Here is a 17,718-nt window from a genome sequence, read left to right as displayed (position 1 = left end):
GCAGACATGGGCTTTTGGGGCAAATGACGGGGCCAATCAGGGCGGTGGCGAAGGCAACGCTATGCAACTGGATAATGGACTCGATACCGAGTGCTGCGCCCACCCCCGGGCAATCGTTCTAGGCAGCCTTTCTCCAGCAACTCGGCAAGATGTCGGGTTGCCGTCGCCTTCGATACCTTGGCCACGGCCTGATACTGCGCAGCGCTGATGCCATGCTCAAAACCTTTTTCGCCCCCATCGAGCAAGCGGTTCAACACTTTGGTCTGTTCCGGGGAGAGTCCCGAAGCGCGATGAACCTGCCAGAAGCGCGTCTTGCCCAGCACACTTTCAATCTGCGGCATGGCTTTTTGCAGGCTGCGCAGCAGAGTCTGCAAAAACCAGGTGAGCCAATCGGTGATGTCCAGCGTGGCTTTCTGACTGCTTTCGAGGACTCGGTAATAGCCGGCACGGTCATCCAGAATGCTGACCGACATGGCATAGAAGCGAATCGCCTGTGCTTCGCCTTGGGCCAATGCCAGATCCGTCAGGGTACGGGTCAGGCGACCATTGCCATCGTCAAACGGATGCAGGGTGACAAACCAGAAGTGGGCGATACCGGCGCGCAACAACGGGTCGAGCCCGGTCTGGTGGCGGCTGGTTTCGAACCAGTCAACAAATGCTTGTAGTTGCCGCTCCAGGCCATGGCGAGGCGGTGCCTCGAAATGAATGGTCGGACGGTCCAGCCTGCCTGAGACCACCTGCATCGGTTCGTCGCCGCGCAGTGTGCCTACACGGATTTGCCTGTGAGCAAGATCATCGGCCTGTTCGGGAAACAGCCACGTATGCCACTCCAGTAATCGCTCGACCGTCAGGCGCTGATCGAAGTGCCGGGTTGCGTCCAGCAACAGCTGCGCCAAACCCTCGCTGCGTGGATTCACCGGGTTGTTCGTGGCCCACTCGAGGCCCAGGCGTCGGGCCAGGGATGATCGCATCGAACCGACATTCAACTGTTCTCCTTCGATGGCCGAGGAGGTCACGATGTTTTGCAGCAGCGTGTCCAGTTCGTTTTGCACGTTGAGCGAAGCCGTCACAGCGCCGGTCATGCCCAGTAGCTGACCTTGGGCCTGTACGCATTCGCGTAGCAGGGGCGACAAGGCGTCGGGCTGCCAGCGAAAGTCGGGCCAGTCGGGCTGCTGCCAGATCCAGTGAGGTTCCATAAGGCTGTCCAAACAGTGAGTGAGCCGAATAATAACGCTATTCGGCTCATTTGGTGAGCCGAATAAAAGCGCTAATCGGCTCACGCACCCACCAAGACGTGATTTCCCACACAGAATCGCGCGTTCCCCGATTGTGAATAATGGGCCGAATCGCTAATCTTCGCGCCATCTACAGCCCCCGTACGGCGGGCTCCCGGACGAAACCTGAGAAAAGACAAACAATGCGCCGAGGAAGGGCGCCAGGTTGCGTTGTGCATGGCAGGAGGCATACATGCGTTTTCTTTCATTGTTGATCGCGCTGGTGATCGCGCCATTGGCGTGGGCCGGGCCTTCGGCGCAGATGTCGGAGCCGGTGGGCGGCTGGCGCTACAGCGGCCTGCTCGATCGCACGGAAAACCCGCAGGTCGCCTATCCCACGCCGCCCATCGACCGTGGCGTGCAGCGCAATCGCACAATGATCGAAGGCCAGATCAAGGCCATGGGCACGATGCGCCAGCCCCACAGCCTGGCGGTCAACGGCAATCCACTGAATCTTTATACCGACGAGGAAGGGCGTTTCGCCCGGCCGTATGCGTTCGGCGCCGGTTCCAACAGCGTCGAGGTGCGCAGCTCCGAGGGCCAGTCCCTCAAGCGGGTGCAGTTCTACGAGGCCAACAACCTGCGCACCCCGGCACAGATTCGCGTGGTGCTGGGCTGGGACGACCCCAAGGCCGAACTGGATCTGCATATCGTCACACCGGACGGCCAACATGCGTTCTTCGGTCAGCCTGCACTGGGCAGCGGTGGTGGCCTGGACCCGGATGGCGTCGATGGCCCCGGCCCGGAAATGTTCACCATGACCGCGCCGATGCACGGCACCTACCTGGTCTACGTGAACTATTGGGGTAACTACGGCGACGGTGGCTATAACTTCGATGAAGGCAGCAACCAGAACGAGGTGATCACCTCGCAGATCAACCTGGTGCTCAACGAAAACACCGTCGATGAAAAACGCGAGACCTTTGTCGTGCCCCTGCGCGCCATTGGCGATCTGTTGCTGGTCAAGACTTTCAACTACTAATTCCGCTCCACGGATGAACAGGCCCTTGTGATTATGAGCGACAACACTGCTTCCCCGACCCCCGCGACACCGGTCGCCAAACCTGCGCGGCGCTGGCCGGCGTTGCTGATCGGGCTGTGCCTGGTGGCCGGGGTTGCCGCCGGGTTGGGCTGGTTCATACACAAGCCCAAGGCCCCGGCCACGGCGCTGGCGCTGGAAAAACTCGGCCTGAGCCGCCCCGACGGCTTGCTCGAGGCCCATTCCCTGAGCCAGTTGCCCAAGGATCTGTTGGCGGTGCCGTTCCTCAAGGCCACGCTCACCGAGGACTTCGTCTTCTATTACGAAGCCCACGCCGACCGCCTCGGCCTGATCGGCAGCCTGCGCCGGATCATCTACGAGCATGACCTCAAGTTGCAGGACAGCCTGATCGAAGAGCTGTTCGACCAGCCGGCCGATGTCGCGCTGTGGCGCGGCGCCGATGGTCGTCTCAAGGATTTCCTGCTGGTGATGGACCGTGGTGGATTGGCCAAGGTGCTGGAACCGCTGGCGAAAGTCGCCCTGGACGATACGCAGTTGAGCAAGCTCAGTGACCTGCGGGTCGGCGGCGACGATGTTGCGCTCTATCAACTCAGCTACAACGCCAGCAAATCCCTGGTCTTCGCCTCCCATGGCGACAAGCTGGTGGTGCTGTCCAACCCGACCAAACTCTATGACCCGGCCAACGGCCCGTCGCAAGAGCCGGGCAGCGTGTCGACCACCGCATTGGCGGCACTGCTCAACGGCGACAAACTGTTCCCCGAGGCGTTCGGCCTGCCGCCGAAGGCGCCGGAGGTCAAGCAACGTATCTCGGTCAATGCCAGCGTGCTTGCCATGGGCTACCAGCGGTTCATCCCGAACTTCGCCGGGCTGCGCTTCGACATGGACGACAAGGGCTGGCACAGCTTCCTGGCCATGGACGAGCTGGAGAACCAACCGGACTTCGACTTCAAGCCGATCTGGCAAGCCATGCCCATGGGCGCCAGCGCTTGCGTGACCTTGCCCCTGGCGGCCGAGCAGCAGAAACCGCTGCTGATCAAACTCGGCGCCGAGGAAAAAGCCGCCCAGGCCATGATCGACCATGTGGCCGGCGCGGCGGGCCTGTGCTGGTACGCCGATTCGCGGTTGTACACGCCGCTGCTGGTGGCGAGCCTGAACGAAGACGACGGCAAGCTCGACGCCGACCTGGGCAACCTGTTCGGTTCGATGGTGGGCGCCTATGAAAACAATGTCGCCGAACACGCATTCCCGGTGGTCGAGAAGCAGGAAGGCTCGATGCACCAGTGGCAACGTCAGGTGAGCTCCAACTTCGGCCCTTACCTGGCCAAGGATTCGCTGCAACCGGAGTCCATCACCGGCAAGGCATTCATGCGGGTCAGCCTGGCGCGCCACGGTTCGACCCTGCTGTTTTCCCTCGACGACAAGTTGGTGGACAAGGCCCTCGGCACCCTCGACAAACGTTTCCCGCCGATGGCCGACGTGGTGCCCAAGGACCTGCTGATGCCGATCTACTTCGGCCCGGACTCGATGGCGCAACTGATGCAACGCGAGACCCTCGACAGCCTGCCCCAGGACATGGAGCCGGTGTTCTACAACGCCGCGCAAACCTACCTGATCCCGAAACTGCGCACCCTCGGTGGCTATGGCAAATATGCCCTGACGCTGCCGGCCGGCAGCGAGCCTGACGGTCACTGGCAGTGGCTGCCGCTGGAATGGAAAGCGCTGTGACAGCACGGATGCGCAACCCCGGAGCGTGGGCGTTGATGCTCGCGCTGCTGTGGGGTGGGCGGGCGTTTGCCGTCGAGACGCCGGCGCTGGACGTCGAGCAATCCCAGGTCTTTCGCGCCTGGTTTGTGCGCATCGCCCAGGAACAGCTGACCAGAGGCCCGAGCCCACGCTGGTTTCAACAGGACTGCGCCGGGCTGGTGCGCTTTGCCGCCAACGAGGCGCTGAAGGTCCACGACGACAAGTGGCTGCGCAGCAATGGCCTGTCCAACCGCTACCTGCCGCCGGAACTGCCATTGAGCGATGCGCAACGCCGTCTCGCCCAGCAATGGCAACAGGGCGGCGGCAAGGTCGGGCCTTACGTCAACGCCATCAAACTGATCCAGTTCAACAGTCGCCTGGTGGGCCGCGATGTGGCCCAGGCCCGTCCTGGCGACCTGATGTTCTTCGACCAGGGCGACGACCAGCACCTGATGATCTGGATGGGCCGCTACATCGCCTATCACACCGGCACCACAACCCCTACCGACAACGGCATGCGTTCCGCAAGCCTGCAACAACTCATGAACTGGAAGGACACCCGATGGATACCCGACGCAGCCAACCCCAACTTCATCGGCGTCTATCGACTCAACTTTCTCTCCCAATGACCGGTGCCCGCATGCTGCGCTTGTGTTCGAAACTCCCCTTGCTGCTGGCCTTGTTGCTGGCACCCGTCGTCAACGCCGAAGACACGGTGGAGCCCAGTGGCTACACGCCCGTGGCCGGTGAAAGCTTCTTCCTGCTGGCCGACAGCAGTTTTGCCAGCGACGAGCAGGCCATGGTCCGCCTTGAAGCGCCGGGCCGTGACTATCGCCGGTTCCGCATGGAGCCCTATGGCGGCGCCGACATCCGCGTCTATCGCATCGACAAGCCGCTGGATTTCCTCAAGCGCCAGAAGAACCTGCACCGCGTGGTCAGCGACGGCCAGTTCAAGGGCGAAGGCCTGTCGAACACCCTCGCGTACCTGTGGGACAACTGGTACCGCAAATCCCGGCGGGTGATGCAGCGGGCGTTCTCCTACGAGTCGCGCCAGCAAGTGACCGAAGAAGTGCCGGAGCTGAAGATCGGCGACGCCCTGGTCGCGCCGACACCGTACGACGCCCCTGCCCAATTCGCCTTGATCCCGGGTTTGCCGGTGGTCAGCCAGTTCCGCTACCCGTTGTGGCAAGCCAAGCCGATCCAGCCGCCTGCGGGCGTCAACCTGGCCGGCTCGTCCAGTGAGTTCGTCAGCGTTTCGCCGGGCAACGTCTACGTGCCGTTGAGCCAGTTGAAACCGGGCCTGTACCTGGTGGAAGCGCTGATCGGCAAGTACCGGGCCACCACCATGGTCTTCGTCTCCAACACCGTGGCGGTGAGCAAGATTGCCGGCGACGAGCTGCTGGTCTGGACCGCACGCAAGCATGAAGGCCGTTCGGTGCCCAAGGTCAACGTACTCTGGACCGACGGCCTGGGCGTGATGAGCAGCGGTGCCACCGATGACGATGGCTTGCTGCGTCTCAAGCACGTCAGCCCGGAGCGTTCGTTCGTCATCGGCGAGGACGAGGAGGGTGGGGTATTCGTTTCGGAAAACTTCTATTACGACAGCGAGATCTACGACACCAAACTCTACGCCTTTACCGACCGGCCGCTGTATCGCCCGGGGGATTGGGTGTCGCTGAAAATCGTCGGCCGTGAGTTCAAGAACGCCCGTGATTCGGTGCAACCGGCCGCCGCCGACGTCAATGTCAGCGTGCTGGACGCCACCGGTACCGCCTTGCAAACCCTGGCCCTGAAACTGGATTCCAAGTCCGGTACCCAAGGCCGTTTCCAACTGCCGGAAAACGCCGTGGCCGGCGGCTATGAGTTGCGCTTCAGCTACAAGGACCAGCTCTACAGCAGCGCCTTCCGCGTGGCTGAATACATCAAGCCGCACTTCGAAATCGCCCTGAACCTGGCCAAGCCGGACTACCGTACGGGCGAGCCGGTCAAGGGCAGCCTCGTGCTGCTGTACCCGGACGGCAAGCCGGTGGTCAACGCCAAGGTCAGCCTGAGCCTGCGCGCCCAGCAATTGTCGATGGTGGATAACGAACTGCAATACCTGGGGCAATTCCCGGTGGAGCTGACCAGCAGCGAAGTGACCACGGATGACAAGGGCAACGCCACCCTCGACCTGCCGGCCGCCGACAAGCCGAGCCGCTACACCCTCACCGTGTTCGCCAGCGATGGCGCGGCGTATCGGGTCAAGACCACCAAGGAAATCCTCATCGACCGTGGCGCGGCGAACTTCACCCTGGGCGCGCGTCAGCGTTTCAGTGCCGTCGGCGAGAAGGTCGCGTTCAGCTACGCCAACGTAGGTGGCAACGAGCAAACCAAAACCGTGACACCGGGCAGCTACGCCTGGGTGCGCCTGGAAGACCAGAGCACCGGCGAAGGCAAGCTGACCGCCAAGGACAAGGGCTTCAACCTGACCTTCGACCGGCCCGGCACCTACAACCTGACGCTCAAGGACGACCATGGCCGGGTCATCGGTGCCGCCGCCCACGCGGTGACGGGCGATGGCATCAAGGCCGTGCCGGGCACCGTCGAGATTGTTCTCGATAAAGCCGAATACAAGGCCGGTGACGAGGCGCTGGCGCTGATCACCTTCCCGGAGCCGGTCAGCGACGCGCTGCTGTCACTGGAGCGCGACAAGGTCGAGGCCACGGCGCTGCTGTCCAAAGGCGCCGATTGGCTGAAGATGGAAAAGCTCAGCGACACCCAATACCGCGCGCGCATTCCGGTGAAGGACGCCTTTGCGCCGAACATGACCTTCTCGGTGCTCTACACCAAGGGCGGCCAGTACAGCTTCCAGAACGCCGGCCTGAAGGTGGTCACGCCGCAGATCGACGTGGCCGTCGTCACCGACAAGGCGACTTACCGCCCTGGCGACACAGTTACCGTGGACCTGAGCACCCAGTTCGCCGGCAAGGCGATTCCGGCGCACCTGACGGTCAGCGTGGTGGACGAAATGGTCTACGCGCTGCAGCCGGAAGTGGCTCCGACCATCGACCAGTTCTTCTACCACCCGCGTCGCAACAACGTACGCACCAGCGCCAGCCTGTCGTTCATCAGCTATGACGTGGCGTTGCCGGGCAGCCCCGGCGCGCCGGGCAAGGCCAACCGCAGTGAACGTGGGGTCAAGGTGCTGGAACGGCCGCGCCGTGAAGACGTCGACACCGCCGCCTGGCAACCGGAGCTGGTCACCGACGCCAGCGGCAAGGCCCGTTTCACCTTCAAGATGCCGGATTCGCTGACCCGCTGGCGCATCACCGCCCGGGCCATCGCCGACAATGGGCAGGTGGGCCAGAAGAAACAATTCATCGCCTCGGAAAAACCGCTGTACCTGAAGTGGAGCGGCCCGACCCGCTTCCGCACCGGCGACAAACCGCAAGTAGGACTGTTCGCCTTCAGCCAGTCGGAGAAGCCGCTGAAAGCCGAGCTGCTGATCCGTTACGCCGGTGCTGAACAACGGGTGACGGCAGAGTTGAAGAAAGGCATCAACTACGTGGCGCTGCCGGCCATGGAACTGAGCAATGGCGACCTGAGCGTCCAGTTGCAATTGAACGGCGAGACCCAAGACGCCCTGGCCGTGCACCTGAATGCCAGTGGCAGCGGTTGGCAAGTCACCCAGAGCCAGCGTGTCGACGTGGCGAGCGGTGACACCGCGCTGAACCTGCCGGCCGACGCCAGTGATATCCGCCTGCGCCTGGACGACAGCCCGCAAGCGCTGTTCCGTTCAGCCCTGGATGACCTGTTGAGCTACCCGTATGGCGGCGTCGAGGAGACCGCCAGCCAGTTGCTGCCGTTGAGCATCGCCTACCCGAGCCTGGCGTCGAACGCCCAGGCCCGTGACCGCTTGCGCCTGATCATGCAGAACAGCCGCCTGCGCCTGGTGCAGATGGCCGGGCCGTCGGCGAGCTTCACCTGGTGGGGCGAGGACGGTGAGCCGGATGCGTTCCTCACCGCTTACGCCTATTACGCCGACTGGTACGCCAGCAAGGCCCTGGACATCAGCCTGCCGCCGGAACACTGGCAGCGGGTGCTGGAGGTCTACGCCAAGCAGGCCGGTGATACGCCGCTGCTGCAACGGGCGCTGATCCTGTCGTTCGCCAAGCAGATGCAACTGCCGGTGAACACTTTGCTCAGCGGCCTGATGGACGACCTGGCGAAGGCCGGCAGCGGCGACGCCGACAGCGTGATGGACGGCGATGAAGACAGCCTGGTGATGAACGCACCGGATTCGGCCCTGGGCCTGGCGAGTGCCCGCGTGTTGACCGCCTCCCTGGCCAAGCAGGTGAAGGTGCCGCTGCCAGATGCGTTCAATCGTCAGCTGGACGCCGCGCAACAGCAACTGGCGGTCAGTTCCACGCCGTTTGCCGAGGCGCTGGTGCTGTCGCTGCAAGCCTTCGATCAAGCCCGCGCCAAGGCGCTGCTGGAGCGTGTGTTGCCGCAACAGTCGACCCTGGAACGAGCCCTGGCCTTGAGCTGGCTGCAACGCAGCATTGAGCAGGCCGCGCCGGCCGTGACGCTGACGCCGGGTGACGGCTGGAAAGCCCGACAGGGCGCCAGCGGTGAACCCTACTGGCAATGGCAGGGGGCGCAGGCGCCGACCGTGCTGACCCTCAGCGGTGCCCAGGAGCGCCCACTGCAAGCGGCACTGAGCTTCCAGAGCCAGCAACCGCCCGTGGCATCGATGGCCGTGTCCATCACCCGGCGCCTGTCGCGTCTGGTGCCGGGTGACGAGGCGTTTACCTTCAAGCTCGAGCCGGTGGGCAACAAACCGTTGTCCAGCGACAGCCTGTACCTGGATGAAGTGATCATCAACAGCAAGGCGCCGACGCCGCTGCGCTACGGCATGCTCGAAGTGCCGCTGCCGCCGGGCGCCGATGTGGAGCGCACCACCTGGGGCATCCAGCTGATGGGCAAGGGCGACAGCGAGCCGACCTCCCTGGAGAAGGCGCGCTTCGAGCCGGGCCAGATGGCTTACGCGGTGCCGGTGGATGCCCTCAGTGGCGAGTTGCGCTTGCGGCATCTGGTGCGTTTCTCGCAGAAGGGTCAGTTCAACCTGCCGCCAGTGCGATTCACCCAGGTCTACGCACCGCAAAATCAGGCGCGGGAACAGAAAGCGGCGCTCGGTCAGGTCACGGTCAACTGACATGCGTGGGCGGCTGCTCGGGTGGCTGTTGTGCTTGATTCCTGTGCTGGCGACAGCGCAGGACGAGCCGCTGCGCCTGGCCTTCGATGGCCAATTGCTGCGGGTAAGCCCGACCCAGGTGCTGGATCGCCAGCCGCTGCCCGACACATTGCAGGCGCCGTTGGGCAGCCTGTGGAAGCTGTTTGTCTACGCCTGGCTGGTGGACACTGGCGCCCGCGAACCGGCGTATGAATGTCGCGGCGAGTCGAAGGAAGAAGTCTATTGCTGCAGCGCCGGGCAGAGCATCGGTCGCGATCAGGCGCTGGTGAAGTCCTGCGGTTTGTATTTCGAACCCCAGCGGCTTGGGCTTTCGGCGCCGAACTGGCGTGGTTATTGGCAATCCCGCCAGGCGCCGGCGTGGCTGCTGGACCTGCCGGCCTTGCAGCCGCAAACCCAGGTGCCGGTCGCTGAGCTGCTCAAGGTCCTGGCCACGTTGCCGGCCCAGGATCAGGCCCGTCGGGTGTTGCTGGACGTGGTGCTCAATGCCGCGGACGGGCGTTTGGTCGGCGAGTTGGGCAGTCGCCTGCGGATCAAGACCTGGAGCTGGCTGGGCGAACAGGGACCTGCGTCGCGCCAGGGCGGTTTCGCCGGTTGGCTGGCCGACGGCACGCCCGTGTGGGCCGGTGGGCGTGGCACCAGCCAGCAGGTCTTGAAGGTCTACGGTGGTGGTCTGGCGGCGGCGCTGCCGTCGCGTTGGCCGGCGGAAACCGGGCGTTGTGTGGAAGTGGGGCTGTTTGCCCGCTATCCCTTGCAACGGGTGCTGGCGGGCGACCGCCCGGCTACGCCAGGTCAGTTGCGCGGCGACTACCGCGTGGAGTTCGCCAACGGTAACCGGCTGGATATCCACAGCGATGGCGAACTGTTCCTGACCCCCGGCAAGCTGGTCGCGCGGCTGGATCGCGAGGAGTACGTCGCCCGGGTCCTGCAACGGGAAGCCAAGGCCGAACCCGCCGAAGCCGCCAAGGCCTTGGCGGTGGCGATCCGCACTTACCTGCTGCAAAACGCCCAGCGCAACGGCGATTGCCTGAGCATCGATGACAGCAGCCATCGCCAGCGCGTCGCGCCACGCCCGGCGACTCCCGAAACCCGCGCAATTGCCGCCTGGACCAGCGATCTGGTGTTGGCGGGCACCGATGTCACCTATCACTCCGACCAGGCCGGCCCGGACAAACTGTCCTGGCTGCAAGCCGTCGAACAAGCCAACGCCGGCCAGCGCTACGACGCGATCCTGCTGCACGCCTACCCGCGCGCCAGCCTCAGCCGCTGGGACAATCCGGTGGCGGCCTGCGAGGCGCTGCCCGCCGCCCAGGACTGGTTGCTGAAACAGCGGCGGGGCTGGCGTTCGCGGCTGGAAAGCGAAGTCGGCTACAACGAAATCAGTGCTTTCGCCGTCTGCCGCGTCGCATTCGGCCGGCCTTATGTCGACCGCGAGCGCCAGCGCATCTATGTGCGCGGCGTGTTGTCGCTGCAAGACCGCCTCGACCTGACACATGAATACCTGCACCTGACCTTTGAAGCTCATCCCAACGGCCAGGACGAAGACTATATCGAAGGGCTCGCCCGTCACCTCTTGCTGGAATAGACCATGACACTCCGTTATCCACAGGTCTTGCTGTTGCTCTGCGCCCTGACCGCGTTGCCACAGGCCTACGCTGCCGACTCCGTCAAGCTCGATACCCCGATCGGCGGTTGGCGCAGCGGTGCGCCGGGCGATGAAGACGAAAACTACAGCCAGACCGTCAACTACCCGGCTTCGTCGGTCAACACGCCCCAAGGCCAGGCCGCCACCGCGCGTATCACCGGCCAGATCAAGGCCGCCCCCAAGGGGGACAGCGAGCCGGGCAAGCTGATCGTCAATGGGGTGAGCATGCCGCTCAAGCTCGACTCGGACGGCCAGTTCGACCGGCCGTTCTCGTTCCCCAACGGCAGCAACAGCGTCGAAGTGCGCAGCCCCGACGGCCAGCATCGCCACCGCACGCAGTTCCTCCACACCAGCGGCGGCGCCAGCTCGGCCAAGCTGCGGGTATTGCTGACCTGGGACAGCGACGGCACCGACCTGGACCTGCACCTCGTCACCCCCGACGGCGCCCACATCTGGTACGGCGACCGCGTCGCGCCCAACGGCGCCGCCCTCGACGTTGACGTTACCACCGGCTACGGTCCGGAAATCTTCTCGATGCCTGCACCGATCAAAGGCCAGTACCTGGTGTACGTGAACTACTACGGCGGCGGTTATCGCCGGGTCGCGGATGATGAAGAAGGTGAAGGGGGCGAGGAAAGCGGCGGCACCGAGCAAGCGGTGCAGGCCCTGACCACTGCGCAAGTCACTGTCATTACCGAGGAAGGCACGCCGAACGAGAAGATGGAAACCTTCGTCGTGCCGATGCGGGCGGTGGGGGAACTGACGTTGGTCAAGAGCTTTAGTTATCCGTAAGCCCGCTCGGAGTCACACAGAGATCCCTTGTGAGAAAGATCCCCTGTGGGAGCGAGCCTGCTCGCGATAGCGGTGTGACAGCTTGCGAAGAGGTTGGCTGACCTGACGCTATCGCGAGCAGGCTCGCTCCCACAGGGTATTTCAGCAACTGTGGGAGTGAGGTAGAAAAATCTCACGCGTGAGCTATTGAGCGTTATCAGAGTTACCTGTAGTGTTTCTCACGCGTGAGTTTTTCACAGTGGGGTCAGTATCATGCCAGACAGCTCTCCAGCAGATTCGGCGAGCCGCGACGCGGAGCGCTCCAAACCCGCCGCGAAGAAACCGTCGAGCTTCTACATGAAGCAGATGCGCGCAGGCCTGAGTGCCGCCGGGTATGTGAAACACGAGACTTGGGTGCTTCCGGAAAACCGAAGCCTGCTCAAGCAGATGGAGAAACAGCTACGCCAACCGATTCTGGCTGGCTCAATCAAGTCGGAGGATTACATGAGCGCAGGTAACAACTGGAACATCGATCGCCTCTACAGCGCCTTGCAGGCGCTGGACGAAGTGGTTGCCAACGAAATTACCCTCTCCCTCGTCCAGGGCTCCGAGTCCAGCATCAAGCTGGAAATGAACGACTTCGGCGGCTTGCCGATTTACATCGCCGTGGTCGGTGACCAGATCATCGTCGACACCGTTCTGGTCGATGTCGAATCGATCAACGACGTGGCGGCCTTCAACGACGCAGTCCTGCGCAGCCGGGAGATGTTCCCGCTGTCCTCGATCGGCATCGAGTCCATGCCCAACGGGCAGGTCGTCTACAACATGTTCGGTGCGCTGAGTGCAGGTTCCAACCTGACCAACGTCGTGACTGAGGTCAAGACCCTCGTCGACAACGTCCAGCGTGCCAGTGAAGCCTTCGAACGCTTCTTCATCTAATTCGCCGAACAGGAACCATCCAATGACTCAGTCCATCTGGAGCAAATTGTTCACCGCGCTGCGTGGCGGTGCCAACGAAGTCGGCGAATCGATCGTCGACCAGCAAGCCCTGCGCATCCTCGACCAGGAAATCCGCGACGCCGACACCGCACTGGCCAACGCCCGCCGTGAGCTGGTCACGATCATGGCCAAGCACAAGCTGTCGACCGATCGCGTTGGCGAGTACAACGCCAAGATCAAGGACCTGGAGTCCAAGGCCCTGGCCGCGATCCAGGCCAACCGCGAAGACCTGGCGCTGGAAGTGGCCGAAGCCATTTCGACCCTGACCAACGAGCTGGAGGTCGAGCAGAAGCAGGCCGCCGAGTTTGGCGGTTACGCCGAGAACATGCGCAAGGACATCACCAAGGCCGAAAGCCGCATCAAGAGCCTGCGCCAGCAAGTGGACATGGCCAAGGCCCGGGACAGCGTGCAGAAAGCCCAGGTCAGTGCTTCCATCGCCAGCGGCGGCGCCAACGGCAAGCTGGAAACCGCCGTCGGTACGCTGAACCGCCTGCAAGCCAAGCAGCAGCAACGCGCCGCGGAGCTGCAAGCCCAGGACGAACTGGCCGATGCTTCCACCGGCACCGACCTGGAACGAAAGCTGCGCGACGCCGGCATCACGCCGAACGAAGGCAGCGCCAATGCAATCCTGGAACGACTGAAGAAAAAATCGGCCGAGTAAGCGGTTCGAGTGCTCTGAGCACGGCGTACCCGTGGCGCGGGAGCAATCTCCCTCGCCACAGCGTTACTCGGCAAGGGTCGGTCAAAGTACTGTTCTCCACCCGGCGCAGCAGCCTTAATGCTGCCCGACGAGGGCGGCGAACTTTTCTACATCGCTTCCACGCATCTCAAGGAAATCTCCAATGGGATGGTTTAAACAGTTGATGGGGCTCGAAGCCCCGAACGCGAACAAGCATTCCACCGGCGACGTACCGCCACTGGACGGTCCGCTGGGCCTGGCTTCCGGCAAAGGGCTGATGTTCGACACCACGCTGAAATTGCTGCTCGACGGCAACAGCGCCGTGGTCATTCCGGGCCCGCAGGAAATCTGGAGCATGGGCGTGGTCGATCTCGGCCAGTCGAACTGGCTGTCGCGCTTCTACATGAACGACGAAGACTACTGGCTGCAAGTGCACACCAGTGGCGCGGTCGATGGACAGGTCGAGTCGGTGATCCTGTTCAACTACCTCAGCTATGTCACCGTCAACAGTGAAGCGGAGTTGCGCCGGTTGGCCGGGCCGGAAAGCCTGATTGGCCTGCCGACCTACACCCACGACGGCGTCGACTACACCCGCGAATGGGGCACCGAGAGCGGCCAGACCGAACTGGTGGCGTTGAGCGAACGCGTGAGCAATCCGGACGAGTCCTACAGCGTCGAGCACCGTTCGATGCTGTACGCCCGCGACACCGGCCTGACGGATCGCAGGGAGTTCCTGCTGTTCTCTGTCGAGGAGGACGCCGAAGCCACCATCAGCTTGAGCACTTCGCTGGGCATTACGCTGTACACCACCGACCTGAACACCATTTGAATAAGGAAGACGTCCATGCTTGAAGCGCTGTCCATTTCCCTGAACAAAGCTGCCGTGTTCGGCTTCGTGTTGTACATTCTCGGCGCCGCCGTGCTGTTCGCGCTGTTCCAGTTCATCTACACCCGCATCACCCCGCACAAAGAGTTCGAGCTGATCCGCTCAGGCAACGTGGCTGCGGCCATCGCCCTGGGCGGCGCGATGATCGGTTTCGCCATCCCGGCCAGCAACGTGATTGCCTACTCGGTCAGCCTCCTCGACTTCGTCGTCTGGGCGGTGATCGCCGCGTTTGTCCAGTTGCTGGCCTTTCTGGTCACCAGCCTGGTGCTCAAGGGAGCTTCGCAGCGTATCAAGAACGGTGAAATCGCCACGGGCATCTACATCGCGGCCGTGGCCATCAGCGTCGGCATGTTGAACGCCGCGTGCATGACGCCGTCCTCGAACTGATCGCGCCAGGAGGCCCGATGAAACGAAGCAAGTACGTACAGCTTTCGCTGGCCGCGTCGGTCGCCATGGCGATATCCGGTTGCGGGCCGACGGAAAAAACCTACCCGTTGCAGAAGAAGTACAACTTCCAGTCCGTGCAGCAATGCGTCGATGAAAAACTGCCGGTGGACGTCTGCTCCGACGCCTACATGAAAGCCATGGCTGAACACCGCAGCATTGCGCCGGTGTACGACAGCCAGGCCGATTGCGACGCCGACTTTGTCGCCGACTGGTGCCAGCAGGATTCCACCGGCAAATTCATCCCCAAGCTGGGCGGCTTCGAACTGACCGCCAATGGCGAAGTCACGCAGTCCCAGGTGGACGCCGCCGCGGCCCAATTGCCGGCCTCGGCAGCGGGCACCGGTGGTTCGGGCTTCTCCGGCGGCAGCCTGCTGACCGGCTTGCTGATCGGCAACATGCTGAGCAGCAACCGCAACAGCTATTACTCCGAGCCGGTCTACCGCTACCGCGATGATCGCGGTGGCTACGCGTCCTCGACGCTCGCCCAGCGGGTTGCCAAAGGCTTGACCTTTACCAAGTCGAACCAGGCGCGGTATGGCAGCTACACCGATACCATCCGGTCCGCCAACAAGTCGATCTCCGTGGCCTCTTCCACCTCCCGGGGCGGCTTCGGCAGCAAGGCCAGTGCTCGCAGTGGTTGGGGCGGTTCGAGCAGCTCCGGCGGCTGAGGGGCGAGGCCATGAAGAAGATCCATTGCGCAGAACGGCATGACTGGAAACAGACGGCCGAAAAACTCGGCTTTCTGTTCCACACCATCGACGACGAACCCTATTGGGACGAGAGCGCCTACTACCAGTTCACGCTCAAGCAGATCGAGAATGACCTCGAAGACCCGACCACCGAGATCCATCAGATGTGCATGGACCTTGTGGCCCGCGTGGTGCAGAGCGAAGAAATGCTGGAGCGACTGAGCATCCCCGCGCCGTTCTTCGACCTGGTGCGCACTTCATGGCTCGAAGGCCACCCGCACCTGTATGGGCGCATGGATTTCTCCTACAACGGCAACGGTCCCGCCAAGCTGCTGGAACTCAACTACGACACGCCGACCAGCCTGTACGAAGCGGCGGCGTTTCAGTGGGGTTGGCTGGAGCAGTGCATCGAACGTGGTTTGCTGCCTGCGCATGTCGACCAGTTCAACAGCATCGACACCAAGCTGCACCAGGCGTTTGCCCAATTGCAGCTCAAGCAGCCGTTCTACTTTGCCTCGATGAAAGACTCGGTCGAAGACAAAGGCACCACCGACTACCTGCGCCTGATCGCGGAGACCGTCGGCATCGAATCGCGACACATCGACATCGAAGACATCGGCCTGAACAGCGAAGGGCGCTTCGTCGATCTGCAAGAGCGCTGGATTCCCCACCTGTTCAAGCTGCACGCCTGGGAATTCATCTTCCACGAGCCGTTCGGCGCGGCCATTGCCCAGAGCGACACGCAGTTTTTCGAACCGGCCTGGAAATCGATCATCTCCAACAAAGGCATCCTGCCGTTGTTGTGGGAGTTCAACAAAGGGCATCCGAACCTGCTTGAGGCCCGCCTGGATACCGACCCCGGTAAAGCGGTGCCCAAGGGCTGGGTGCGCAAGCCGTTCTTTTCCCGCGAGGGCGCCAACATCGAGCTACAGACGGCCGATGGCTTGATCGTGAAGGAAGACGGCCCGTACACCGACGCCCCGTTCATCCTCCAGGAATTCGCGCCGCTGCCGCGCTTTGGCGACAGCTACACGCTGATTGGTTCGTGGGTGATTGGCGACCAGGCAGCGGGCATTGGCGTGCGGGAAGACAATAGCCTGATCACCAAGGATTCGAGCCGGTTTTTGCCGCACCTTATCCTTGACTGATTGCCGCCCATACTGAGAACCCCTGTGGGAGCGAGCTTGCTCGCGATAGCGGTGGACCCGCTTGCATCTTTGTCGACTGACTTGCCGCCATCGCGAGCAGGCTCGCTCCCACAGTGGATCTTCAGTGAGGCCGGAACCTGCACCCGCCACAGTTCCCTGGTGGGAGCGAGCCTGCTCGCGATAGCGGTGGATCAGCCAACATTGATGTCAGCTGACATGTCCCTATCGCCAGCAGGCTCGCTCCCACAGGTCAGGTGTTCACTGCAGACTGTTTCAAGTCCACCAGTACCGCACCAAGTGAAAGAAGATCGGCGCGGCGAAACACACCGAGTCGAGCCGATCGAGCATGCCGCCATGGCCTTCGATCATGTGTCCCCAGTCCTTGACGCCGCGGTCGCGCTTGATCGCCGACATGACGATGCCACCGGCAAAGCCCAGCAGGTTGATCAGCAACGCGATCAGGAACGACTGCCACGGGTTGAACGGCGTGATCCACCACAGCGCGCCGCCGATCAGCGAGGCCAGGAAAATACCGCCGACAAAGCCCTCGACGGTTTTCGACGGCGACAGGTTCGGGGCGATCTTGCGTTTGCCGAACAACTTCCCGCACACGTACTGCAGCACATCCGACAGCTGCACCACGATCACCAGGTAAGCGATCAGCAGCAGGTTACGTCCTTCAAAACCGGCGATGTCCAAGGTCAGCAAGGCCGGCACGAACGAGATGCAGAACACCGCGATCGTCAACCCCCATTGCACCTTGGAAGCGCGTTCGAGGAAGTGCGTGCTGTCGCCGCCCAGGGACGCCAGGATCGGCAGCAGCAGGAACACATACACCGGGATGAAGATCGAAAACAGTCCGTACCAGTCGTAGTAGATCAGCAGGTATTGCAGCGGCAGCGCCAGGTAGAACGCGGCCACCAGCGCCGGATAATCACTGCGCCGGGTCGGCGTCAGGGTCAGGAATTCCCGCAGGGCGTAGAACGACACCGCGTAGAACAGCAGGATCACCGCCGCGTTGCCAAGCCAGAACGCGATGCCGATCACCAGCACCATGATCCACCAGGCATTGATCCGCGCGTTGAGGTTGTCGATGACCGAGTTCGGCGCGCCGCGGGTTTTCAGCTTGAGGATGAAACCGACCAGCGAAGCCAGCACCAGAATGGCGCCGATCCCGCCAAACAACATCAGGGTATATCGATCCATG

General features: G+C 62.8%; 14 protein-coding genes. 12 read left to right on the top strand and 2 right to left on the bottom strand.

Annotation, left to right across the window (positions count from 1 at the left end; all coding sequences use genetic code 11):
- Nucleotides 1-59: 59 nt before the first annotated feature.
- Nucleotides 60-1,196 carry a Fic family protein gene (locus J7E36_RS05990; RefSeq protein WP_215000879.1) on the bottom strand — a complete coding sequence of 379 codons (1,137 nt, stop codon included), beginning with the start codon at nucleotides 1,194-1,196 and terminating at the stop codon, nucleotides 60-62.
- A 271-nt stretch (nucleotides 1,197-1,467) separates the two neighbouring features.
- Between J7E36_RS05990 and J7E36_RS05985 the strand changes: the two genes are divergently transcribed.
- The 12 genes from J7E36_RS05985 to J7E36_RS05930 all read left to right on the top strand — a co-directional run bounded on the left by J7E36_RS05985 (nucleotide 1,468) and on the right by J7E36_RS05930 (nucleotide 16,511).
- On the top strand, nucleotides 1,468-2,256 hold the full coding sequence (locus J7E36_RS05985) for a YfaP family protein (RefSeq protein ID WP_215000877.1): 789 nt from the start codon (nucleotides 1,468-1,470) through the stop codon (nucleotides 2,254-2,256).
- Nucleotides 2,257-2,289: 33 nt separating this feature from the next.
- A complete protein-coding gene (locus tag J7E36_RS05980; protein WP_215000875.1) occupies nucleotides 2,290-3,999 on the top strand; it encodes a DUF2138 domain-containing protein in 1,710 nt (569 codons plus the stop codon).
- A gap of 8 nt (nucleotides 4,000-4,007) precedes the next feature.
- Nucleotides 4,008-4,646: a DUF1175 domain-containing protein gene (locus J7E36_RS05975; protein WP_215001019.1), complete on the top strand. Its 639-nt coding sequence runs from the start codon at nucleotides 4,008-4,010 to the stop codon at nucleotides 4,644-4,646.
- Nucleotides 4,643-9,211: an alpha-2-macroglobulin family protein gene (locus J7E36_RS05970; RefSeq protein ID WP_215001022.1), complete on the top strand. Its 4,569-nt coding sequence runs from the start codon at nucleotides 4,643-4,645 to the stop codon at nucleotides 9,209-9,211. Before J7E36_RS05975 ends, J7E36_RS05970 begins: the two co-directional genes overlap by 4 nt.
- 1 nt (nucleotide 9,212) lies before the next feature.
- Entirely contained in the window at nucleotides 9,213-10,832 is a 1,620-nt protein-coding gene (locus J7E36_RS05965) for a DUF2300 domain-containing protein (RefSeq protein WP_215000872.1), read from the top strand.
- 3 nt (nucleotides 10,833-10,835) lie between these two features.
- Complete coding sequence (locus J7E36_RS05960; protein WP_215000870.1) at nucleotides 10,836-11,684, top strand: YfaP family protein; 849 nt, start codon at nucleotides 10,836-10,838, stop codon at nucleotides 11,682-11,684.
- Between the two features lie 336 nt (nucleotides 11,685-12,020).
- Nucleotides 12,021-12,602 (top strand): YjfI family protein, encoded by a 582-nt coding sequence (locus J7E36_RS05955; RefSeq protein ID WP_215001017.1) that lies wholly within the window; start codon nucleotides 12,021-12,023, stop codon nucleotides 12,600-12,602.
- Nucleotides 12,603-12,624: 22 nt separating this feature from the next.
- Nucleotides 12,625-13,323 carry a PspA/IM30 family protein gene (locus tag J7E36_RS05950; RefSeq protein ID WP_215000867.1) on the top strand — a complete coding sequence of 233 codons (699 nt, stop codon included), beginning with the start codon at nucleotides 12,625-12,627 and terminating at the stop codon, nucleotides 13,321-13,323.
- Nucleotides 13,324-13,504: 181 nt separating this feature from the next.
- A complete protein-coding gene (locus tag J7E36_RS05945) occupies nucleotides 13,505-14,170 on the top strand; it encodes a DUF2491 family protein (protein WP_215000864.1) in 666 nt (221 codons plus the stop codon).
- A 15-nt stretch (nucleotides 14,171-14,185) separates the two neighbouring features.
- A complete protein-coding gene (locus tag J7E36_RS05940; protein ID WP_215000861.1) occupies nucleotides 14,186-14,614 on the top strand; it encodes a DUF350 domain-containing protein in 429 nt (142 codons plus the stop codon).
- Nucleotides 14,615-14,631: 17 nt separating this feature from the next.
- The gene (locus tag J7E36_RS05935; RefSeq protein WP_215000859.1) at nucleotides 14,632-15,342 is read left to right on the top strand and encodes a DUF1190 domain-containing protein; all 711 of its coding nucleotides are present in this window, start codon (nucleotides 14,632-14,634) and stop codon (nucleotides 15,340-15,342) included.
- An 11-nt stretch (nucleotides 15,343-15,353) separates the two neighbouring features.
- On the top strand, nucleotides 15,354-16,511 hold the full coding sequence (locus tag J7E36_RS05930) for a glutathionylspermidine synthase family protein (protein ID WP_215000858.1): 1,158 nt from the start codon (nucleotides 15,354-15,356) through the stop codon (nucleotides 16,509-16,511).
- A gap of 273 nt (nucleotides 16,512-16,784) precedes the next feature.
- Here the strand turns inward: J7E36_RS05930 and J7E36_RS05925 are convergent, their stop codons facing one another.
- Nucleotides 16,785-17,717, bottom strand: a complete 933-nt coding sequence (locus J7E36_RS05925) for a phosphatidate cytidylyltransferase (protein WP_215000855.1) — start codon at nucleotides 17,715-17,717, stop codon at nucleotides 16,785-16,787.
- Nucleotide 17,718 lies beyond the last annotated feature (1 nt).

Source organism: Pseudomonas fluorescens (assembly GCF_018614775.1).
In the GTDB taxonomy this organism is placed as follows: domain Bacteria; phylum Pseudomonadota; class Gammaproteobacteria; order Pseudomonadales; family Pseudomonadaceae; genus Aquipseudomonas; species Aquipseudomonas fluorescens_BY.
Note: the sequence above shows the minus strand (reverse complement) of the source record. Positions and strands in the feature narration are given on the sequence as shown.